Source organism: Halomonas sp. Bachu 37 (genome assembly GCF_039691755.1).
Taxonomy (GTDB): Bacteria; Pseudomonadota; Gammaproteobacteria; order Pseudomonadales; family Halomonadaceae; genus Vreelandella; species Vreelandella kashgarensis.
In genome coordinates this window covers 2,514,974-2,536,545 of record NZ_CP137552.1, presented here as the reverse complement: position 1 = coordinate 2,536,545, position 21,572 = coordinate 2,514,974, and the positions used below count along the sequence as shown (strand labels likewise).

Below are 21,572 nucleotides of genomic sequence, written 5' to 3'. Positions count from 1 at the left end.
CTTGCTCGATTGTGCGGAATAACCCGTACCAACGTCTGAATGCTTGATCAAGCGTTAGGCTTGGACAGCGGAAAGCGCGTTTCGCGCAGGCTATCCTTGATCTTCTTCAAGTGCGGAAGAAAATCCTCGCCGCGCCTGAGCGTCACGCCGGTCGCCAGGACGTCGATCAAGGTCAGCTGGATCATGCGCGACGTCATCGGCATATATTGATCGGTGTCCTCTGGAGTGGAAACGTCGAGTGTCGCGGTGCATTCGTGCATCAAGGGTGAATCGGGGGCGGTTATGCCCAGTACCACGGCGCCGGATTCCCGTGCCACCCGGGCGATATCCACCAGCTCGCGGGTGCGGCCGGTGTAGGAAATCACCACCACCACGTCGCCGGTATGGCACGCTGCGGCGACCATTCGCTGCATCAGCACATCCACATAGGCCATGACCGGCAGGTTGAAGCGGAAGAACTTGTGCTGAGCGTCCTGGGCTACCGCACCGGAAGCGCCGAGTCCGAAGAAGTGAATCTGCTTGGCCTGTATCAGGTAGTCCACCATGCGCTCGACGGCCTCCATATCGACTTCGCGTCGCGCTTCGTCGAGGGCGGCGATGGTGGCGCCGAATATCTTCTGAGTATATTGCGAGGCGTTGTCGCCGGGCTCCACCGCACGGGTCACGTAGGGTGTGCCGCCGGCCAGGCTCTGGGCCAGCTTGATCTTGAAATCGGGATATCCCTTGGCACCGAAGTTTCGGCAAAAGCGATTCACCGTCGGCTCGCTGACCCCCGCTGACTGGGCCAGGGTAGCGATGCTCATGCTGGTGGCAGCAGCAGGGTCGTCAAGTATCACCGAGGCGACCTTGCGTTCGGAGCGGTTGAGTTCCTCCAGGCGTTGGCGTAAGCGGTCAAGCAGGTCGTGGGCCATCAACGGTCTCCGGGCTAGTCAAAGGATGCGCCACCGGCCAATCGTGGCACCAGCGGACAAAATCAGCAGGGGCAAGGGGGCGTGAGTAGAGATAACCCTCCCCGATTTCACAGCCCATCTCCATGAGGCGTTGGGCTTGGGCGGGCTCTTCGATACCTTCGGCCACCACCTCGCAGCCGAACCCGTGGGCCAGCTGGGTAATGGTCTCGGCCAGGCGGCGATCCGTCGCGCTCTGCTCCAGGTCCATGATGAAGGTTCGGTCGATCTTGAGGGTGGAAACCGGCAGCGTCTTGAGATAAGCCAGCGACGAATGGCCGGTGCCGAAATCGTCAATCGCTACGCCGATCCCGGCATCGGCCAGCAGGGTCAATTGGCTGCGAGCGTTGGCAAGATCGCTCATCAGACTCGACTCGGTGACTTCCAATGAAAAGAATCGGGGCGGAAGGTCGTGGCGTTGCAGTAGCTGCATGACCTCTTCGGCAAAATTTCCACGTGCCAACTGGCGTGCCGCCACGTTCACGGCAATATTGAACGTGCCATCGAGTAGAGACTGGTTACGCCAGGCCACGGCCTGAAGGATGGCGGTTTCCAGCACCCAGTTGCCGATGGCGAGAATATCGCCGCTGGCCTCCGCCAAGGGAATGAAAACGTCGGGCGGAATCATTCCCAACCGGGGGTTGTTCCAGCGTAGCAGAGCCTCCGCTCCCACGATTCGCCGTTCCTTCAGATGCAGCTTGGGCTGGAATACCAGAGACAATTCACGGGAGGTGACGGCATGGCGAATGGCTTGTTGAAGGTGGAGACGATGTCGCTGCCGGGCTTCGATCTCCTCGCTGTAACACTGTACCCGAACGCTAGACTCGGCAGGCAAGGCGAGGGCGGCCATATGAATCAGACGTTCGCTATCGAACGCGCCTTCGGCGGTACAGGTGCCGATCCGGGCGTTGACCGTCAACAGCAAGTTGTCGACTTCCTGGTCACTATCAAAGCAAGCAAGCAACCGCGAGGCGAGTTGCCGCAATGCCGGGACATCGGTGCAAGCTGTGATGACCAGCAGTTCGCTGCCGCCCCATAAACCAAGGGTGTCGGTCGTCTCGAGTTTCGCTTCGAGGCTCTCGGCCAAGTGACGCAACAGCTTTTCGGCGGTACGGTAGCCATGCAGGCGCACGGTATCGTCGAACCCTTCCAGGGCGATGAACAACAGCCCGGTGCCACTCCCTGTCATGGAATGTTCATGAAGTTTCTGCGTCAGCCCGCGTCGGTTGAGTCTTCGGGTTATGGGATCGGTGCGCGATTGCAGTTCAAGCGCGCGGGCGCGCTTGGCGACCATGCGTTCAAGGGCCCCGGCCTGCTGGTCGCGAACACTGTAACGATGTTCCGCATTCAATATGCTGCGAATGCGCTGCAGGACGTCTTCCTTCTGGAAAGGCTTGGCCAAAAGCTCGCGTACGCCCGCGTTCAGGACGTGTTGCCGGGTCGCATCGTCGAGCTGGTCGGCAAATGCGATGACCGGCGGCAGGGCATGGCGAAAACGATTCTTGAGCTGATGCAGGGCTGCATCACCATCCGGATGGGGCATGCCAAGATCAAGCAGAATCAGGTCCGGCAAATGCCGTTCGCAGTAATCGAGCATGCGGCTGGGGTCTTCCAGGCCGTGAACGTTGTCGAACCCGTTGGCGCCAAGTAGGCCAAGCAGCAGCTCGACGTTGGCCGGATTGTCACCCACCACCAGCAAATGTTTGGTGTTCAGATTCATGGCTCCCTTCCGGGGGTATGCTTGGGTGCTGTTTCGGCGAGCGGGTGCGTTCAGGGTCCGTATTCCGTGACGCTCGGGTATTGGTCGTGACGTTGCCGGTTGGCATCATACCGTTAACCTTTTAGTCGCGCAGCAGCGTCACCAGATACTGGCTCAAACCCACCCGGTTGTGCCAATCATCAATACCGGGGCCGATGGTCGTCTACTTTCAACGCTCATGGAGTGACTATGTCATCGCTCTCTCTGTCTATTCTACCCGCCATCGAGGCGGTAGCGGCAAGCCAGTGGAACGCTCTGGTAGGGGAAGATCAGCCCTATCTGCGTCACGAATTCCTCCTTGCCCTAGAAACCAGTGGCTGTGTTTCGCGCGAGACCGGCTGGGAGCCCTGCCATTACGTGCTGTGGCAAGGCGGGGAGCTCGTGGGGGCATTGCCGCATTACCGTAAATACCACTCGTTCGGCGAGTACGTCTTTGACTGGAGCTGGGCGGAAGCCCTGGAGCAGGCTGGCGGCAACTATTATCCCAAGGGGCTGAGTGCCGTGCCCTTCACCCCGGTACCGGGTGGCCGGACACTACTGGCCGACCATCTCGATCCCGTTGCCGCCCGCCGCGTGCTCGCCGAGGGCTGGCGGAAGGCGTGCCGGCGTGACGAGCTTTCCGGCTGGCATCTGCTATTCAGCGATGACGACGATGTCACGGCCTGGCGGGAAGCGTGTCCCGAACTGGTCGCGCGTTACGGCGTGCAATTCCAGTGGCGCGACCGGGACTACGGCGACTTCGAGGGCTTCCTGGCGAGCATGACGGCCAAGCGGCGCAAGACCATCCGCCGCGAGCGCCGTCGGGTCGCCGAACAGGGATTGAGTCTTTCGCGTCTCCAAGGCGAGGCGATTACCGCCGAGGCCATGGCGCACTTCTATCGCTGCTATGCCATCACGTACCACGAGCGCGGGCGGCCGCCCTATCTCACCCACGATTTCTTCGAGCGGCTGCGCCGGGAGTTCGCCGGCTCGTTGTTGCTGGTGCAGGTGCGACTGGCGGGGCGGCCGGTGGCGGCGGCGCTTTATCTGCAAGGCGCGCATAGCCTGTACGGGCGCTACTGGGGCAGCGAGATCTATGCCGACTGTCTGCATTTCGAGGCGTGCTACTACCAAGGCATCGAGCACTGCCTGGAAAACGGCCTGACCCTGTTCGACCCCGGCACCCAGGGTGAACACAAGCTGACCCGCGGGTTCGCCCCGCGGCAGTTGCGTTCGCTGCACTATCTCGCCCATCCCGGCCTGCATGCCGGTGTGGCGGAGTTCTGCCGTGAGGAAGGAGAGCATATTCGCGCCTATCGCGATGCGGCGGTCGAGGCCTTGCCCTTCAAGTGACTCCACGGCAAGTGCAGGCCGTGGCTCGCCGCTGCCAGGCGTTAGTGGCATAATGCGGCGCACTATTTTCTCGATTACGATTATCTCGATCACGATAATCTCGATTACGACTTCACCGATTGCGACGTTCCATCACGACGTTGCTGGCAACAGGAGCCAAGCATGCGCAAATGGTTGGTAATCGCACTCTCGGCGATGCTGGCGTTGCTGCAGTACCAGTTATGGCTGGGGGATGGCGGCTGGCGCGACCTGCATCGGGTGGGTAACCGCGTCGCCGAGCAGGAAGCGATCAACCAGCCGCTACGCGAGCGTAATGCGCGCCTGGCCGCCGAGGTGACCGACTTGAAGACCGGACTCGATGCCATCGAAGAACGGGCACGCAGCGACATGGGAATGGTACGCACCGACGAGCAGTTCTTCTGGGTACCCGGTGTGGCGATCGAGCATGAGCTGCTGGAGATCAATGCCGGCATCGTGACCAATCCCGAGCGGGAGCCCAGGCCATGAGTCCGCCGCTGTGGTTGGTCGTGCCGGCCGCCGGCCAGGGCCGGCGCATGGGCGCCGGCCGCCCCAAGCAGTACCTGGAGTTAGGTGGTGCCACGATACTGGCACGCACCCTTTCGCGGTTGCACCAGGCGTTTCCCCAGGCGCGGCTGGTGTTGTGTCTCGACCCCGACGACCCCTGGTTTCGGCCACAGTGGGTGCCGTTTGCGCACTGGCAACGCACCGACGGGGGGCGCGAGCGCATGGATAGCGTCCTTAATGCCCTGCAGGTGATGGCCGCCGAGCCCGACGACATGGTCCTGGTCCACGACGTGGCCCGTCCCTGTGTGACGACCGCCGATCTGCAGGCGCTGTGGCAGGCGGTAAGCGTCCACCCGGACGGTGCCCTGCTGGCGATGCCGGTCGCGGATACCATGAAGCGTGCCGATGCCCGCTCTTGTGTTGCCACCACCGAACCACGCGAGGGGCTGTGGCACGCCTTGACGCCCCAGGGGTTTCGTTTCGAGCTGTTGCAACAGGCCTTGTTCCAGGCCAAGACGCGCGGGCTACAGGTGACCGACGAAGCCTCGGCCGTCGAGTCGCAGGGGCGCCGGCCGCTGCTGGTTCCGGGACGACGCGATAATCTCAAGATCACTCATCCGGAGGATCTCGCCCTGGCGACGGCGATTCTCGCCGCGCAGAAGTCGAGCCTCCCCTTGTCTAGCGAGACGAGCCAATGATGCGCATAGGCCATGGATTCGACGTACACCGCTTCGGCGAGGGTGACCATCTGATGATTGGCGGCGTGGCCATCCCGTTCGAGCGTGGATTCGTCGCCCACTCCGATGGTGACGTCCTGCTGCATGCCATCTGCGATGCCCTGCTGGGCGCTTGTGCACTCGGTGATATCGGTCACCATTTCCCCGATACCGACCCCGCCTGGAAGGATGCGGACAGCCGCGAGTTGCTGCGCGATGTCTATGCCCTGATACGCGCCCAAGGATTGGAGCTGGCCAACCTCGACGCTACCTTGATGGCGCAGGCGCCCAAGATGGCGCCACATATCGCCACCATGCGCGAGGTGATTACTCGCACCCTGGCGGTGGAGTTGCACCAGGTCAACGTCAAGGCCACCACCACCGAACGTCTGGGCTTCACCGGCCGCGGTGAAGGTATCGCCGCCGAAGCCGTAGTGCTGTTGATGCCGATTTCCTCCACTCGGCAAGATTCATGAGCGAAGGTCGTATCGCCCCTGCCTGGCCGCGCAGCCTGGACCCGCGCTTCGGCCCGCCAGCGCCGGGGCAGTACCGCGCCCAGGCGGATGATTTTATCGTCGAAGAAGTGCTGGGCTTCGTGCCCGAAGGCGACGGTGAGCATTTATGGTTGCATATCGAGAAGCGTAACCAGACCACCCTGGATGTGGTGCGTACCCTGGCGAAGGCATGCGAGGTGCGCTCACGGGATATCGGTTATGCCGGCATGAAGGACCGAATTGCGGTTACCCGCCAGTGGTTGAGCATCCATCTGCCGGGCAAGGCCGCGCCTGACGCGCTGGGCGAAATATTGGCGGCTCGAGGCATCAAGGTTTTGGTACAGGCACGTCATCCGCGCAAGCTCAAGCGAGGCGTCCACCGCGCCAACCGCTTTCGATTGCGGGTGACCGGCGAGGCGATAGCCACAGAGGCTTTTGCGCTGCGCTGGGATGCCCTGTGCCGGCAAGGAGTGCCCAACTACTTCGGCCCCCAGCGTTTCGGCCCCGGCGGGCGCAACCTGGCACGGGCCAGGCAGGTGCTGGCACGAGGGTGGCGCAAGAAGGACGACCGCGAAGGAATGCTGCTATCCAGCGCACGCAGTTTCTTGTTCAATGAAGTGCTGGGCAAGCGGGTTCAAGCGGCTACGTGGGGCGTGCCGCTGGTGGGCGATGTCATGATGCTCGAGGGTACGGCCAGCATCTTCACTGCCGACGAAGTGGATGAATCGCTGCTCTTGCGTGCCCGAGAATTGGACGTGCATCCCACCGGCGTGCTGTGGGGCACTGGTGGCGCCACGGTCAGTGCCGATGAAGCCTGGTTGCGCGATACGCACCCGGCCCTTTGCCAGGGGCTAGAGGCTGCCGGCGTGAAGCGAGCGCGACGGGCATTGCGTATGCGCCTGGACGAGCCGCAACTGACCCGTACCGACGAAGCGGTGTCGTTACATTTCAGCCTGCCGCGGGGCGGTTTCGCCACTGCAGTATTGGCGGAATTGATCGAACACCCCGATTTCGCGACCATGGCGATGGGCGGCTCTTTCTAACCAGTCTAACCAGTTACCGGGAGTATTGCCGATGCGGCGTTTGCTGCTTTCCAATGATGACGGGGTACACGCCCCGGGGCTTGCGGCCTTGCATGACGCCCTGCTGGCCCATGCCAAGCTGCGCGTGGTGGCACCGGACCGGGATCGTAGCGGGGCCAGCAACTCGCTGACGCTCTCCCGCCCGCTGGCGCTGACGGCGTTGGAGAACGGCTTCTACTGCGTCGATGGCACGCCCGCCGATTGCGTCTACCTGGGGGTGAACGGGGTGTGGGACGAAAAGCCCGACCTGGTGATCTCGGGTATCAACCACGGCAGCAATCTGGGGGACGACGTGCTCTATTCGGGTACCGTGGCCGCGGCGATGGAGGGGCGCAACCTGGGCATGTCGGCTATCGCCATGTCGCTGTGCGGAACGCGCTATTTCGACACTGCCGCCCGCGTTGCCGCCACTCTGGTAGGGGCCGCCGACCAGCTCTCCCTGCCGCCACGCAGCTTGTTGAACGTGAACGTTCCCGATGTTCCCTGGGATGAGCTGCGCGGATTCCGCGTGACTCGTCTGGGCTATCGAGGTCCGGCCGCCAAACCGCTGGAAGTGGAGGATCCGCGAGGGCGCAAGCGCTACTGGATCGCGGCGGTGGGGGCCAACGCCGACGATGGCGAAGACACCGATTTCGCCGCTATCGAAGCCGGCTACGTTTCCATTTCCCCCTTGCAAACCGACTTGACGCGTCATCAGGCGTGCGCAGATGTGCAGGATTGGCTGGATGCTTTTGCCTGAACTGTCACCACAGGAATTGCGCGGCCGCGGCATGACCTCGCAGCGCACCCGGGATCGTATGGTTCGGCGTCTGCGTCAGCAGGGGATCGTCGACGAGCTGGTGCTGGAGGTGATGGCCCGGGAACCGCGACATCTGTTCGTGGACGAAGCGTTGGCGCATCGTGCCTACGAGGACACTTCGCTGCCGATCGGCTTCGGCCAGACGCTGTCGCAACCCTTGACCGTGGCGCGCATGACGGAGCTTGTGCTGCGCGAGTCACCGCGCCGGGTACTGGAGCTGGGTACCGGGTCCGGCTACCAGACCCTGATTCTCTCTCGCCTGGTCGAAGAGCTCTACTCCATGGAGCGCATTCATGATCTGCACGAACGTGCCGCGTTGCGTTTGCAGCGGCTGGCGTCTCCGGTCACGCTGGCGCTGGCGGATGGCGGCCATGGTTGGCCGGGCGCCGCGCCTTTCGATGTGATCCTGCTGACCGCCTGTGCCGAGGTATTGCCTCAGGCTCTGCTGGCCCAGCTGGCCCAGGGTGGCGTCATGATCGCTCCCCTGGCCGAGGCTGACGGCACCCAGTGGTTGACCCTGATACGTCGTGTGGGCCAAGGCTTCGAACGGCGCAGGCTCGAACCGGTACGTTTTGTTCCCCTGTTACAAGGAGTGATTGGTTGAACCGTCAACTGGCAGTTTTCTTCAAGGGGGCCGGCATGGGTGCCGCAGATGCCGTCCCCGGCATATCCGGGGGCACCATCGCCTTCGTTACCGGCATCTACGAAGAGTTGATTTACACCATTCGCCAGTTTGGTCCCGGTGCGTACGGCGCCTGGCGGCAGGGCGGCCTGGCCGGCTTGAGCGTGCATCTGAATCTCGCTTTCATACTGCCGCTATTGGCGGGGGTGGCGATCAGCCTGTTGAGCGTGGCGCATCTGGCCGTCTGGCTGATGGAGAGTTATCCGCTGCTGCTGGATGGCTTCTTCTTCGGTCTGGTGGCGGCTACTGCGTTGGTGGTGGGCACGGTGCAGAAACGCTGGAAACTATGGTATGTAGTGCCCTTGCTGCTCGGCTTGATGCTGGCCAAGGCCTTGCCATCGTTGATGCCGTTGATATTGCTGGTGGGCAACGAGGCAGGGGTGCTGGTGGTGGCCGGCGCGGTCGCCATCAGTGCGATGCTGTTGCCAGGAGTCTCGGGAAGCTTCCTGCTTCTCACCATGGGGCTGTACGGCACCGTCATGCAGGCTATCCGGGAGTTCGACCTGGTGGTCATCGGCTTGTTCGGTAGCGGTTGCCTTGTCGGGCTGATGCTGTTTTCACGGCTGCTGGCGTGGTTGTTGAAGCGCCACCATGATGCGACCCTGCAACTGCTGCTGGGCTTCATCATGGGATCGCTGCCGGTGCTCTGGCCCTGGAGGGAACTGGTACGCTATCAGCTCGGACCCGAAGGCCAGATGATCCCGTTGGACTATCGTTATCTCTTGCCCAGTGAATACGCCGTACTGATCGGAGGTTCGGCCCAGGTCTGGGCGGTAATCGCCCTGATGCTGGCGGGTGCGGCACTGGTACTGCTGTTGAATCGTAAAGCGGCTACGCCGCGTGGAACCCGTGCCGGATAGCTGTCGCGGTAGTGCGGAAAAGGAGGAAGTTTTTCATGCGTAAAGTATTCATCATGTCCGCTCTGGCGTTGGCGATTTCCGGCTGCGCCAGCCAGCAGGGCGGCGCTCCGCAAGTGCGGGATCTGAGCGACTCCCGTCGGGCAGTAGAAGAAGCAGCGGGGAGCGGCTACACGGTCAAGTCCGGCGATACGCTCTACGGAATCGCCTGGCAGCATAATCTCGATTACCGTGAATTGGCGGCACTCAATGACATAGCGCCGCCGTACCAGATCCAGCCCGGCCAGCAGATCCAGCTTCGTCGTGGTGGCCAAGGCGGGGTCTCCCGTCGCGAAACTGGTGGCGCGCCATCAGGCTCGTCCGCTACATCCCAAGGGGCGGTGGCTACTGGCCTGAGCGGCTCCGGGGCTTCGGTCGCTTCCCTGGGGTCCGCTAATGAACAGGAACTCGACTGGCTGTTGCCCGATGAATCCGCCATTGAGCGAAACCGCCGCCTGACCGCCGAGCGTGAAGCGGAGGCTGACGCCGCCGAGGAAGTGGCCGGAGCGCAAGAGACATCGAGCACCGTCGAGACGCAACAGAGTCAGCGGGCGCAGGATGAGGAAGTATCCTCTCGCGCTGATGACGAAGATGAGACTGTCGAAGCGGCCGAAAATACGCCGCCAGCAACAAGCGAGCCCGACGTGGTTGCCGCCGCTGACGAACCGGAACCTGCTAGCCAGGCCGCGCAGGCCGAATCCCGCGAAAATGATGCCGACCGCGGGTCGCGCCGCTATACCCCGGCTGAAAACATCGACTGGCAGTGGCCGGTGGGCGGCCAGGTCGTCGGCTCGTTCGGCGAGGGTGACAGCATTACCGCCGGGATTGATATAGCCGGTGAAAAGGGGCAACCTGTCAGGGCAGCGGGTCCAGGGATTGTCGTCTACGCCGGAAGTGGCGTCAGAGGTTACGGCAATCTGGTACTGATCAAACATAATGACCAATTTTTGAGTGCCTACGCGCATAACGATGGACTCAACGTCAGTGAAAACGATATCGTCGAAGCGGGTGAAGTGATCGCCACCATGGGCGACAGTGACGCGGAAGACGTCAGATTGCACTTTGAGGTGCGCAAGGATGGGCAACCTCAGGATCCCCTGGAGTACTTGCCGTCGCGCTAGCGGGGCAGGCATGGCTTCCGGCTGAGGAACCTCCTTCCATAACAAGACGTATTTACATAAAAATATAACAAGTGGCATCCAAAATGGGTGCCACCAACGGATTTGGAATGGCGGCTAGGCGTAATCACGGGGGTAAGACTATGAGTATGTTGGAACGGGACCTTCATGAGGTTGATCTAAACTCGGCGGAGGAGACCTTGAGCCAAGTCAGCGATGACGAAGCCCCCGCCGAAGAAGACGCTTTCGAAAAGGCGCTGGGCAAGGAAGATCGACAGCAGTATCAAAGCTTGGATGCAACTCAAATCTACCTCAACGAGATCGGTTTTTCGCCTCTCCTGACACCGGAGGAAGAAGTCTTTTACGGGCGGTTGGCGCGCAAGGGCGATCCCTTGGGGCGCTCGCGGATGATCGAGTCCAACCTGCGCCTGGTGGTCAAGATCGCCCGCCGCTATCTCAACCGCGGGTTGACCCTGCTCGATCTCATCGAAGAGGGCAATCTCGGCTTGATCCGGGCGGTGGAGAAATTCGACCCCGAGCGCGGCTTTCGCTTTTCAACCTACGCCACCTGGTGGATACGCCAGACCATCGAGCGGGCCTTGATGAACCAGACGCGTACCATTCGTCTGCCGATTCATGTGGTCAAGGAACTCAATATCTACCTGCGCGCCGCCCGCGAACTCACCCAGAAACTCGACCACGAAGCCACGCCGGAAGAGATCGCCGAGCACCTCGACAAGCCGGTGGAAACCGTCAAGAAGATGCTGGGGCTCAACGAGCGGGTATCGTCGGTGGACTTTCCCATGGGCGGTGACAGCGACAAGCCGCTGATCGATACCCTGACCGATGATAACGAAGATGGCCCCGAGACGTCCCTGGTGGATGGCGATGTCAAGGAACACGTCAACCTGTGGCTGGACGAGCTGAGCGAAAAGCAGCGCGAAGTCGTAGTGCGGCGTTTCGGACTGCGCGGTCACGAGGCCGCCACGCTGGAGGAGGTCGGGGCCGAGATCGGCTTGACCCGCGAGCGCGTTCGCCAGATTCAGGTTGAAGCGCTGAAGAAGCTGCGCCGTGCCCTGGAAAAACAGGGGCTCTCCATGGAGGCGATTTTCGAAAGCTGATCCCTGCCAACCCGTGACGCCAGCGCCAAACTGTCAGCAGGCCCCAAGCGGGGCCTGCCGGCTAAAACCACACCGGGCTCCCGGTGTTTTTTTGTGACCCTAGAAATGAACGAGGCATTCGATGCGCCCGCTGGTGGCTCATATCGATCTTGACGCGCTGCGTCATAATTATCGGCTGGCGTGCGAAGCCGCGCCCGACAGTCGAGCCGTGGCGGTAATCAAGGCCGACGCCTACGGGCACGGGGCGCTAGCCTGTGCCCGGGCGCTGTCCAGAGCGGCGAAACCCGCCCCAGCGTTTGCCGTGGCCTGCCTGGAAGAGGCAGTGGCGCTGCGCGAGGGGAGCGTAAAAGCCCCCATCATGTTGCTTGAAGGTATCTTTGAAGCCGCCGAACTCGAGCAGGTGGATGCGCTGGGCTTGTGGCTGGCGGTCCATAGCCAGTGGCAGGTCGATGCATTGCTGGCGTTCGCTCCCCGCGCGCCGATCACGGTGTGGTTGAAGGTGGATTCCGGCATGCATCGTCTCGGCTTTCCTCCGCCCCTAGTGCCGGCCGTCTGGTCGCGCCTGGCCGCGGCCAAGGAGCACGTGACCCAGCTTCACCTGATGAGTCACTTCGCTACCGCCGATAGTGCTGACGAGCGTTATCTGCAGGAGCAGATGCGCTGCCTCCAGGCGTTGGCCGAGCAGTTGCAGGCACCGTCGTGCCTGGCCAATTCGCCTGCCACGCTGGGTTGGCCGGTGACTCATGGCGCCTGGAATCGCCCCGGCGTCATGCTTTACGGCAGCGATCCTCTTGAAGTGCCGAATGCGCTCAGCCGCCGCCTGGAGCCGGTGATGACACTGCGCTCGCGGATCATCGCCGTGCGCGAGCTGGATGCTGGGGAGCCCGTTGGCTATGGCGGCCGCTGGCGAGCCTCCCGGCCTTCGCGTATCGGCGTGGTGGCATGCGGCTACGGAGACGGCTATGACCGTCATGCCCGCGATGGTACCCCGGTGCTGGTCGATGGCCGCCGCGCGCCTCTGGCCGGCAAGGTATCCATGGACATGCTCACGGTGGATATCACCGATCACCCGGTTGCCGATATCGGCAGTGAGGTAGTGCTGTGGGGGCGGGCAGATAACGGCGCGGTGCTGAGCGTGGATGAAGTGGCGCGCTATTGCGACACCATCAGCTATACCTTGTTGACCGGGGTATTGCCGCGGGTGCCGAGGCGGTATCATGGCGCCTTTTGCGAGTAACCCAACGGCTTCCCATGGCTAAACGTAGTCCCTATCCCCGCTCCTTCTCCCATCCGCGCTACTGGCCCACCTGGCTGGGAATAGGAGGCATGTATCTTGCCGCCTGGCTACCGTGGCGGCTCAAGATGATGGCCGGCACGGTGATTGGCTGGCTGGCATGGCGGCTGGCCAAGCGCCGTCGCCATATCACCCGCACCAATATCGACCTGTGCTTTCCCGAAAAAACGCCGCTGGAGCGTCAACGGCTGGTCAAGCGGACGTTCATCGCCAACGGCATCGGCCTGGTGGAAACCGCGACCGGCTGGTGCCGTGATGCCGAGAGCTTGCGCCACCGCGTGGCCTACAAGGGGGCGGAGCATCTCATGCAGGCCCAGGCTCAGGGCAAGGGCGTGTTAGTGATCGGGATTCACTTTTCGACGCTGGATCTCGGCGGGGCGTTGCACTCGTTGTTCTTCGATGCGGATGTCGTCTATCGGCCGCATGATAACCCCTTGTTCGAGCGTTTCATGACACGGGCCAGGCGGCGTCATTTCGGAGAAGCGATCGATCGCCACGACTTGCGCCGCATGGTACGCCGCATCAAGCAAGGGAATATCGTGTGGTACTCTCCCGATCAGGATTTCGGTCGCCAGGCCAGCGTATTTGCGCCGTTTTTCGGTCATTCGGCGGCGACCATTCGTTTGACGGCCAAGATCGCCAGAATGACCGGCGCCCCGGTGATACCCCTGATGTTTCACCGTAACCCGGATGATCGCAGCTACACCATCGAAGCCTTGCCCCCTCTGGAAAACTATCCCAGCGATGATGAAGTCGCCGATGCCACTCGGGTGAATGACTTCATCGAACAGGCGATTCGCCAGCATCCCGAGCAGTACCTGTGGCTGCATCGACGTTTCAAGACGCGCCCCAAAGGCGAACCCGGCGTCTATTGACGCCGGGTTCGGTGTGTTCACGGAGCGGGATGCTCAATTCACAGGGCGAGATGCTCAATCCATATTGCGGGAATAGAAGATTTCCAGCATTTCCTTGCGCAAGCGACCTTCGATATCGCGAGCTTCCTCGAAGGTAATATCGCGGCGCGAGGTTCCGAACAGGTAGTTGTCCAGTTCGAAATCCTTGAGCAGCATCTTGGTGTGGAACATGTTCTCCTGGTACACGTTCACGTCCACCATCTGATAAGCCTCTTTGGTATCCGTGGCGAGGTAGTCCTGGATAGAGGTGATATCGTGGTCGATGAACAGCTTCTTGCCATGCACGTCCCGAGTGAAGCCGCGCACCCGATAGTCCACGGTGACGATGTCCGAATCGAAACTATGGATCAGGTAGTTGAGCGCCTTCAACGGGCTGATCATGCCGCAGGTGGAAACGTCTATATCCAGGCGAAAAGTACTGATGCCGTTGTCCGGGTGTGATTCCGGATAGCTGTGTACGGTGACATGACTCTTGTCCAGATGGCCGACTACTGTTTCGGGCAAGGGCCCGGGGCCGGGTTCGATCTGTTCCGGCGCGGCATTCTCGAGCTCATGCTCGGCAATCAGGATGGTCACGCTGGCGCCATGGGGCTCGTAATCCTGTCGTGCGATATTGAGCACGTGGGCGCCGATGATGTTGGTGACGTCCTTGAGTATCTGGGTCAGACGCTCGGCGTTGTAAAGTTCATCGATGTAATCGATATAGGCTTTACGCTGCTCTTCGGTCTTGGCGTAGCAGATGTCATAGATGTTGAAGCTCAAAGAGCTGGTCAGGTTGTTAAACCCGTGGAGTCGGAGATTGTTCGCCACGTCCGAGCCTCCTGATGGCAGGTGAAGACACCCCGACGAGCCAGCGCCGGAACCAGTGAAACCGTACTTGAGCCCGCACTTGCAGGTAACGGACATGTAGAAAACGGACTTGCTGAAGTCGTGCTTGCTGTAATAGCGAAAAACGAGGGAGCGTATTATGCCCGGCCAGCGTGCGTGACGCACCCGGCTGGAGGACTTTTTTCACTTCTTTCGTGACTGAACGGCTCAAGCGTCGACAATCTCGAACGAATGGGTGATATCGACCCCGCCTTTCACCAGCATGATCGAGGCACTGCAGTATTTCTCCGCCGACAGCTCCACGGCGCGCTGTACGTGCTTCTCTTTCAGCTCGCGCCCGGTGATCACGAAATGCACATGAATTCTGGTGAATACCGACGGCACTTCGTCGGCACGTTCGGCCTCGATCTCGGCCACGCAGTCGGTCACGTTCGAGCGTGACTTGTCGAGAATGTTGAGAATATCGAAGGCGGTGCAGCCGCCCATGCCCATCAACAGCATCTCCATCGGCCGAGGGCCGGTATTGCGGCCGCCATGCTCGGGCGGGCCGTCGATCACGACGCTATGACCACTACCCGATTCCGCCACGAACTGGCGGCCATCCGTCCAACTGACGCGAGCTTTCACATCTTTCTCCTTGGCTGTGGGGGGTGCTAAAGCACCATCTGGCTGCGCTGAGGATAGCATCTGGCCGGCGCAGGCTTAAGAAAATGTCTCGCCGGCAAGGTGAGCCTCCAGCTCCTGCAAGCGTTGGGGCGTGCCGACATCCACCCAGTGCCCGCTGTAGTGGCTCCCGCTCACCCGGCCCTCGGTCATGGCTCGCTTGAGCAGTGGCGCCAGGGCGAAGGCGCCGTGAGGTTCGTCGGCCACCAGTCCAGGGTCGACAAGCGCAATGCCGGCGTAGGTGAGCTTCGGTTCTCCCGTGACACTCAGCTTGCCGTGAGGGTCGAGATGAAAATCCCCGTGGGGATGGTGGGAAGGATTGTCCACCAGGCTCAGGTGCGCCAGTTCATCTTGCTGGAGAGCCATTGGCAGAGGCAGGGTGTCGCACCACACATCGCCGTTGACTAGATAGAAGGGCGCCTCGCCCAGATACGTCAAGGCCTGGCGCATCCCACCCCCGGTTTCCAGCGGCTGCGCTTCGCGGCTCCAGGTGATGTGAACGCCGTAGCGAGTGCCGTCTCCCAGGGCCTGGATGATCTGCTCGGCGCGGTAGCTGACGTTGATCACCACCTCGGTGATTCCTGCACGCGCCAGGCGTTCCAGGTGATGTACCAGCAATGGCTTGCCTGCCACGGGCAGTAACGGTTTCGGGCAATGATCGGTCAGTGGGCGCATGCGCTTGCCCAGGCCAGCTGCCAGGATCATGGCTTTCATCGTTCATTTTCCCGGGCCAGGCGCTGCTGAAGGGCGGGGCGCAACGTGTGTTCCGTCCAGGCGTGGAAGTCGCTGTGGACGGGCAAGGCGCCGAGACTGTCCTGCAGGTGATCGAGAAAGTGCGGCAGACGCGCCATGTAGCCGGTTTTTCCGTCGCGTAGGGTCAAGCGACAGAAAATCCCCAGTACCTTGAGCGAGCGCTGGGCGGCCATGGCATTCACTGTCGTGAGGAAATCGGCGAGGCCGAGGGTAGCGGGCAGCCTTCCGTCCCGAAGCGCCTGGCTATGGAACGCATCCACCAACTGCTGGAACTGAGCGGTGGAAAAGCGCAGATAACGCCCGCGCAGCAGCGAAACGAGGTCGTAGCTCACAGGCCCCGCCACCGCATCCTGGAAATCGATCATGTACAGCCGCTCCCGATGAAGCATCAGGTTCATGGCATCGAAATCGCGATGGACCGTGACCTGAGGCTGGGCAAGGGCGGACTCGATCAATGCCTGACGTAGCGCGGGCCAGGTTTCAGGCGGGGCGATACCCAACCAGTGCTCCAGACACCAGTCGGGGAACAGATCCAGCTCACGCTCCAGCAGGGCCGCATCGTAATGGGGCAAAGGCGACGGGTCGGCACGATTCTGCAAATCGGCCAGGATCGCCAGTGCCTGGGTATGGCGCTGCAACGAGCGCCGTTCGGCTTCATCGAAGGTCAACTGCAACGGGGTCTCGCCCAGGTCGTCGAGTTCCAGAAAACCCTGGTTCAGGTCATGGGCGTGAACCGTGGGGACGGGCAGCCCTTCGGCGTCCCACTGCCGGGCGATGGCCAGAAACGGCCGGGAGTCCTCCTGGGCGGGAGGAGCGTCCATCAAAATGCGGCTTTCCCCCGAAGGCAAGGTGAGGCGAAAGTAACGCCGAAAGCTGGCGTCACCGCCCGCCGGCGTCAGCGCCAAGCGCTCCGGTGGCAGCTGGTGAAGACGTGCCGCCCAGTCACTCAGGGCATCGAATCGAGAAGAGGACATGCAAGCTCCTTGCTGGTCGGGCATCATGCGGACTGTATAATACCGATTCTCGATGCCAAGGATAACGAACATGGGCAAGCGACTTTCACGCTCCGCGCTGGGCAGCCTCGTGGCCGGCGCTTCGCTAAGCCCCTGGTGGGTACAGGCGGCTCCGCCTTCCGCACAGGATCTGGACTGGCAACCCTGGGAAGGCGCCGCCGCTCAAGGTGAGTTATGCCGTGGCCGCTATGTAATGCCGGGCTACCGCTTGCCGCAGCAGGATGACCCTGAAACCGTGGCGCTGGAAGCGTCGGAGCTGGACTACCAGGCGAATGGCGAAGCGCTTTTGCGCGGCGATGTGGTGTTGCGCCGAGGCAATACCCAGCTGGAAGCCGCTTCCCTGCGCTTGCCCGAACAGCGCCAACATATCGAGGCCGAAGGGGGGTTGGCCCTGCGCGATGGCGTCGCTCTGGTGCGAGGGAAACAGGCGAATGTCTCTCTGGTCGACGACCGGGCGGCGCTGGAGGGGGCGCAATATGTCTTCTATGAGCAGCGCCTGCGCGGGGAGGCGTCGCGCCTGGAGCAGCGCGGCGAGTCACTCTATCGGCTGAACGATGCCACCTTCACCACCTGCGATCCCGGCGAGAATACCTGGCGCCTGGTGGGCAGCGAAATAAACTTGCACCAGGCGCGCGGTTACGGCACCGCTCGCCACACCCGTCTGGAAGTCAAGGACACCCCGGTATTCTATTGGCCCTGGCTGCGATTCCCCCTCGACGACCGTCGCCAAACCGGGTTGCTGTGGCCCACGCTGGGTTTCTCCGGCGATGGCGTGGACTACACCCAGCCCTTCTACTGGAATATCGCAGCCAATCACGACGCCACGATTACGCCGCGCTGGATGAGCGATCATGGCCTCCTGCTTGGAGGCGAATACCGTTACCTTTACCCCGACAGCCGCGGCCAGGTGGAAGGGGCGTGGCTCGCCAGCGACGACGGAGGGTCGGGGCAACGGGCCGATCGCCATGAAGGGGATGACCGCTGGTATATCGACGCGCAACACGCCGGCAGGGTGAATGAACGCAGCAATTATCGCCTGCGTTACGGCAGTGCCAGTGATGGCCGCTACTTCGAGGATTTCGGCAGTACCCTCGGCGGCGATTCGCGCAGCAGCATGGAGCGCCTGGCCCAGGTCGATTATCGCGGGGAGCGCTGGCAGCTGGATGCCCGAGCTCAGGGTTTCCAGCGTCTGGAGGAGACGCTCAACGATAGCGACAAACCGTTCTATCGTCTTCCCAGTCTGACGGCCAATGCTGACTGGCGCCAGGATAGCGGTCTGTATTACCAGTGGCGCTCCAACGCCACGCACTTCTGGCGGGATGTCGACGAAAACCTGGTGCCCGAGCGTGAAGCGGCGACCGGTACCCGCCTGCACCTGACGCCGGCGCTCGGCTGGCGGTTCGAACAGCCCTGGGGACATCTGGAGCCACGTACTGAATTGTGGCACACCGCCTATGCCCTGGATTACGGCGACCGCCAGACACAGCGCGATGAGTCGCCGGACCGTAGTGTCGCGGTCAGCTCGGTCGATGGCGGTCTGGTTTTCGAGCGTGAGCTCGAGCTTGCCGGACGCGACTATCGCCAGACACTGGAGCCACGTCTCAATTACGCCTACGTGCCGCGTACCGACCAGAGCGAGCTGCCGGATTTCGACAGTCGTGAACAACCCTTTTCCTGGAATCAGCTGTGGTCGGCCAATCGCTTCTCCGGTGCCGACCGGGTCGGCGATCTCAATCGCCTTTCCTATGCCCTGGAATCGCGGCTGCTGGAGCGCGAAGATGGCAGTGAACAGCTATCGGTAGGGGTGGGGCAAAGCGTCTATTTCGATGATCGGCGTATCGACCTCGATGGCGACCCCGACAAGCGCCGGCCGGAGGATTACCTGACCGCGGAGCGTTTCTATCAGGCTACACGCGAGCGCTCGCCGCTGGTGACCCGAGTGGATTGGCAGATCAATTCCCGCTGGAGCGCAGGGTACGAATGGCTCTACGATGACCACCGCGACCTGACCGAACGCTCCGCGGTGGATTTGCATTATCGCCATCCGCGCGGGCATGTATTGAACCTTGGCTACCGTTGGGAAATCGAAGGTTTCGACCCTAGCGTGGTACCGGGCGACGATGGTTTTCGCGACTATGACCGCGAGGAGTTCGATGTCTCGTTTGCCTGGAAAGCCACGCCGCAAGTGGATCTGATTGGGCGCTATATTCACGATCAGACCAACCAGCGCTCGCTCGAACAGCTCGCCGGTGTACAGTGGAACGACTGTTGCTACGGCGTGCAAGTGGTATGGCGAGAGTGGGTGGACGACAACGACACCGCCCGGGTGGCCGACGATTATCATGATCGTGGCCTGTTCCTGCGTTTTGTCTTCAAGGGCTTGGGCGGCATAGGCCAGGAAGCGGACAGTTATTTCGAACAAGCGGTTCCGGGCTACCGCGCCGCGGCGTTCTAGCGCCTGCGTCGCTGGACCCTGAACCAACCAATACGATTCACGTCATGAAGAAGGGAAAGACCATTATGCGCAGTCGAAAGATCGCCTCCCTGGGCCGTGTGCTGGGCTTGGCCGCTTGTCTAGTCGCCTTGCCGCTGACACTGCAGGCCCAGGAATATCAATCGCTGGAGCGTCGCTCGCTGGACCAGGTCGTGGCGGTGGTCAACGATGGCGTGATCATGCAAAGCGAGCTCGAGGAGCGGCTACAGCAAGTGCAGCGCCAGGCCGAGGAGCAAGGCGGCAGCTTGCCGACGGGCGTTAACCTGCGCCGGCAAGTGCTGGAGCGCATGGTGGTGGAAGAGCTCCAGCTGCAAATGGCCCGCGATGCCAATCTCAGCGTGGACGACACCGAGCTGAACCGTCAGCTACGCAGCATCGCCGAATCCAACGGCATGAGCCTCGATGCTTTCGCCGATAGGCTCGAAGCCGATGGCATGAGCCTGGGACAGGTGCGCGAGCAGGTACGCCGCGAGATGCTCATTCGCCAGGTCCAGCAGCGCCAGGTAGGGGGACGCGTCTCCATCAGCGACCGTGACGTGGAACGCTTGCTGGCGCAGCAGGCGCCCGGCGGACCGACGGAGCAGGCGGTGATCGAAGAAAATCGCGCCCGTCACATCCTGATCGGGATGACGCCCAACAGGGACGAGAGTCAGGCGCGCGCAATGGCCAACGATATACGTCGCCGTCTGCAGCAAGGGGAATCCTTCGCCGCCTTGGCGCAGGAAATGAGCGACGATCAGGGCTCGGCGCTCAATGGCGGCGAACTGGGCTGGCTTCGCCCCGGTCAGACCGTGCCGGCGTTCGAAGAGGCCATGAACGAGCTTCCCCTCAATCAGGTTTCCGAGCCGGTGCGTTCACAATTTGGCTATCACCTCATCGAAGTACTCGAGCGGCGCCGCCAGGACGTGACTCAGGAGAGCCAGCGCGAACAGGTGCGCCAGGCCATGTTCCAGCGCCGTGCCAGCGAGGCACTGGAAGGCTGGATTCAGGAGATCCGCTCCCAGGCCTACGTGGATATCCGGCTCTGATGCATGCAGGCGAGGCCGGCTCGCTGGCCGTGAAGTTGGCATTGACCACGGGCGAGCCCGCCGGTATCGGTCCCGAGCTGACCTTGATGCTGGCGGCGCAAGGGGCTCTGCCGCCGGGTACGGTTGCGGTCGGTGATCCTGAGATGCTGGCGGTGCGCGCCCGGGCACTGGGCTTGGCGGTACGAATCGAGACGATCTCGCCTGGAGAGGCGTTGCCCTCCTTGAATGCCGGTGTGCTACCGGTGTGGCCGGTACCGCTGCGCACCGAGAGCGTACCTGGTCACCTGGAGACGGCCAATGCCGCCTATGTGCTGGAAACCCTGGATGTGGCGATAGCGGCTTGCCTCCAGGGACACGCCGATGCCATGGTTACCGCGCCGCTGCACAAGGGGGTGATCGTCGAGGGCGGGTTTCCCGGCTTTACCGGTCATACCGAGTATCTGCGCGATGCCTGCAAGGTGGACGAAGTGGTAATGATGCTGGCCACCGAGCAGGCCCTGCACGCTCAGGTTCCGGGATGGACGGGGGAGAGCGCCCTGCGTGTCGCGCTGGTGACCACCCATCTTCCCCTGCGCAAAGTGGCCGATGCCATCACCGCGCCAAGGCTCGAGCGAATCGCCCGGCTGTTGCACGCCGATCTTAAGCGGCAATTCGGTATCGCGGCACCGCGTATCGCGGTATGCGGACTGAACCCCCACGCCGGGGAGGGCGGGCACCTGGGGCATGAGGAGCAAGCCATCATCACGCCGGTGCTCGATGCCCTGCGCGCAGAAGGCTTGCTTATCGAGGGGCCGCTGCCCGCCGATACCCTGTTCACACCCCGCCATCTGCGCGACGTCGATGCCGTGCTGGCGATGTATCACGACCAGGGTCTCGCGGTGCTCAAGTATGCCGGCTTCGGCCGGGCCGCCAATCTCACCCTGGGGTTGCCGCTGGTGCGGACCTCGGTGGACCACGGCACCGCGTTGGATCTAGCCGGCCGTGGCAGCGCCGACCCAGGAAGCTTGCAGGTCGCCCTGGCGCTGGCCGCGGAGCTATCGCGTCGAAAGCATTCCGGCCAGGTCCACCCCGCCGGGTAGCGACTTCGCCCGGCCATCGCTCGTCAGGTTTATTT

At 62.2% G+C, this 21,572-nt stretch carries 21 protein-coding genes; 15 read left to right on the top strand and 6 right to left on the bottom strand.

What is annotated here, in order from left to right:
• Positions 1-47: 47 nt before the first annotated feature.
• Together R5M92_RS11730 and R5M92_RS11725 are read right to left on the bottom strand one after the other, a co-directional pair.
• Positions 48-911: a MurR/RpiR family transcriptional regulator gene (locus R5M92_RS11730; protein WP_346796124.1), complete on the bottom strand. Its 864-nt coding sequence runs from the start codon at positions 909-911 to the stop codon at positions 48-50.
• Positions 892-2,667: an EAL domain-containing protein gene (locus tag R5M92_RS11725; RefSeq protein ID WP_346796123.1), complete on the bottom strand. Its 1,776-nt coding sequence runs from the start codon at positions 2,665-2,667 to the stop codon at positions 892-894. Before R5M92_RS11725 ends, R5M92_RS11730 begins: the two co-directional genes overlap by 20 nt.
• A 228-nt stretch (positions 2,668-2,895) precedes the next feature.
• On the opposite strand from R5M92_RS11725, the gene R5M92_RS11720 reads away from it, so the two are divergent.
• The 12 genes from R5M92_RS11720 (at position 2,896) to lpxL (ending at position 13,640) form a co-directional block, all read left to right on the top strand.
• Positions 2,896-4,038: a GNAT family N-acetyltransferase gene (locus tag R5M92_RS11720; protein WP_346796121.1), complete on the top strand. Its 1,143-nt coding sequence runs from the start codon at positions 2,896-2,898 to the stop codon at positions 4,036-4,038.
• 162 nt (positions 4,039-4,200) lie between these two features.
• On the top strand, positions 4,201-4,545 hold the full coding sequence (gene ftsB / locus R5M92_RS11715) for a cell division protein FtsB (protein WP_346796119.1): 345 nt from the start codon (positions 4,201-4,203) through the stop codon (positions 4,543-4,545).
• Positions 4,542-5,261, top strand: a complete 720-nt coding sequence (gene ispD, locus R5M92_RS11710; protein WP_346796118.1) for a 2-C-methyl-D-erythritol 4-phosphate cytidylyltransferase — start codon at positions 4,542-4,544, stop codon at positions 5,259-5,261. The genes ftsB and ispD overlap by 4 nt, the downstream gene beginning before the upstream one ends.
• Entirely contained in the window at positions 5,261-5,755 is a 495-nt protein-coding gene (ispF, locus tag R5M92_RS11705) for a 2-C-methyl-D-erythritol 2,4-cyclodiphosphate synthase (protein ID WP_346796117.1), read from the top strand. Before ispD ends, ispF begins: the two co-directional genes overlap by 1 nt.
• On the top strand, positions 5,752-6,816 hold the full coding sequence (gene truD, locus R5M92_RS11700) for a tRNA pseudouridine(13) synthase TruD (protein WP_346796116.1): 1,065 nt from the start codon (positions 5,752-5,754) through the stop codon (positions 6,814-6,816). The genes ispF and truD overlap by 4 nt, the downstream gene beginning before the upstream one ends.
• Before the next feature lie 31 nt (positions 6,817-6,847).
• Positions 6,848-7,594 (top strand): 5'/3'-nucleotidase SurE, encoded by a 747-nt coding sequence (gene surE / locus R5M92_RS11695; RefSeq protein WP_346796115.1) that lies wholly within the window; start codon positions 6,848-6,850, stop codon positions 7,592-7,594.
• Complete coding sequence (locus tag R5M92_RS11690) at positions 7,581-8,258, top strand: protein-L-isoaspartate(D-aspartate) O-methyltransferase (protein ID WP_346796114.1); 678 nt, start codon at positions 7,581-7,583, stop codon at positions 8,256-8,258. The genes surE and R5M92_RS11690 overlap by 14 nt, the downstream gene beginning before the upstream one ends.
• Positions 8,255-9,196 (top strand): DUF368 domain-containing protein, encoded by a 942-nt coding sequence (locus R5M92_RS11685; RefSeq protein ID WP_346796113.1) that lies wholly within the window; start codon positions 8,255-8,257, stop codon positions 9,194-9,196. Before R5M92_RS11690 ends, R5M92_RS11685 begins: the two co-directional genes overlap by 4 nt.
• A gap of 35 nt (positions 9,197-9,231) precedes the next feature.
• A complete protein-coding gene (locus R5M92_RS11680) occupies positions 9,232-10,353 on the top strand; it encodes a peptidoglycan DD-metalloendopeptidase family protein (RefSeq protein ID WP_346796112.1) in 1,122 nt (373 codons plus the stop codon).
• A gap of 140 nt (positions 10,354-10,493) precedes the next feature.
• Complete coding sequence (gene rpoS, locus R5M92_RS11675) at positions 10,494-11,471, top strand: RNA polymerase sigma factor RpoS (RefSeq protein WP_346796111.1); 978 nt, start codon at positions 10,494-10,496, stop codon at positions 11,469-11,471.
• Between the two features lie 121 nt (positions 11,472-11,592).
• Positions 11,593-12,708, top strand: coding sequence for an alanine racemase (gene alr / locus R5M92_RS11670; protein ID WP_346796110.1), 1,116 nt, complete (start codon positions 11,593-11,595; stop codon positions 12,706-12,708).
• A 14-nt stretch (positions 12,709-12,722) separates the two neighbouring features.
• Positions 12,723-13,640 (top strand): LpxL/LpxP family Kdo(2)-lipid IV(A) lauroyl/palmitoleoyl acyltransferase, encoded by a 918-nt coding sequence (lpxL, locus tag R5M92_RS11665; RefSeq protein WP_346796109.1) that lies wholly within the window; start codon positions 12,723-12,725, stop codon positions 13,638-13,640.
• A 54-nt stretch (positions 13,641-13,694) separates the two neighbouring features.
• Here the strand turns inward: lpxL and speD are convergent, their stop codons facing one another.
• The 4 genes from speD to R5M92_RS11645 all read right to left on the bottom strand — a co-directional run bounded on the left by speD (position 13,695) and on the right by R5M92_RS11645 (position 16,897).
• Entirely contained in the window at positions 13,695-14,489 is a 795-nt protein-coding gene (gene speD / locus R5M92_RS11660; RefSeq protein WP_346796108.1) for an adenosylmethionine decarboxylase, read from the bottom strand.
• Between the two features lie 225 nt (positions 14,490-14,714).
• Positions 14,715-15,134, bottom strand: a complete 420-nt coding sequence (locus tag R5M92_RS11655; protein WP_346796107.1) for an OsmC family protein — start codon at positions 15,132-15,134, stop codon at positions 14,715-14,717.
• A gap of 75 nt (positions 15,135-15,209) precedes the next feature.
• Entirely contained in the window at positions 15,210-15,884 is a 675-nt protein-coding gene (murU, locus tag R5M92_RS11650) for an N-acetylmuramate alpha-1-phosphate uridylyltransferase MurU (RefSeq protein WP_346796106.1), read from the bottom strand.
• Entirely contained in the window at positions 15,881-16,897 is a 1,017-nt protein-coding gene (locus R5M92_RS11645) for an aminoglycoside phosphotransferase family protein (protein ID WP_346796105.1), read from the bottom strand. The genes murU and R5M92_RS11645 overlap by 4 nt, the downstream gene beginning before the upstream one ends.
• A 70-nt stretch (positions 16,898-16,967) precedes the next feature.
• Here R5M92_RS11645 and R5M92_RS11640 point away from each other — a divergent pair, with 70 nt between their 5' ends.
• The 3 genes from R5M92_RS11640 to pdxA all read left to right on the top strand — a co-directional run bounded on the left by R5M92_RS11640 (position 16,968) and on the right by pdxA (position 21,537).
• Positions 16,968-19,391 (top strand): LPS-assembly protein LptD, encoded by a 2,424-nt coding sequence (locus tag R5M92_RS11640; RefSeq protein WP_346796104.1) that lies wholly within the window; start codon positions 16,968-16,970, stop codon positions 19,389-19,391.
• A gap of 65 nt (positions 19,392-19,456) precedes the next feature.
• The gene (locus tag R5M92_RS11635) at positions 19,457-20,458 is read left to right on the top strand and encodes a peptidylprolyl isomerase (RefSeq protein WP_346796103.1); all 1,002 of its coding nucleotides are present in this window, start codon (positions 19,457-19,459) and stop codon (positions 20,456-20,458) included.
• On the top strand, positions 20,458-21,537 hold the full coding sequence (gene pdxA / locus R5M92_RS11630) for a 4-hydroxythreonine-4-phosphate dehydrogenase PdxA (protein WP_346796101.1): 1,080 nt from the start codon (positions 20,458-20,460) through the stop codon (positions 21,535-21,537). The genes R5M92_RS11635 and pdxA overlap by 1 nt, the downstream gene beginning before the upstream one ends.
• Positions 21,538-21,572 lie beyond the last annotated feature (35 nt).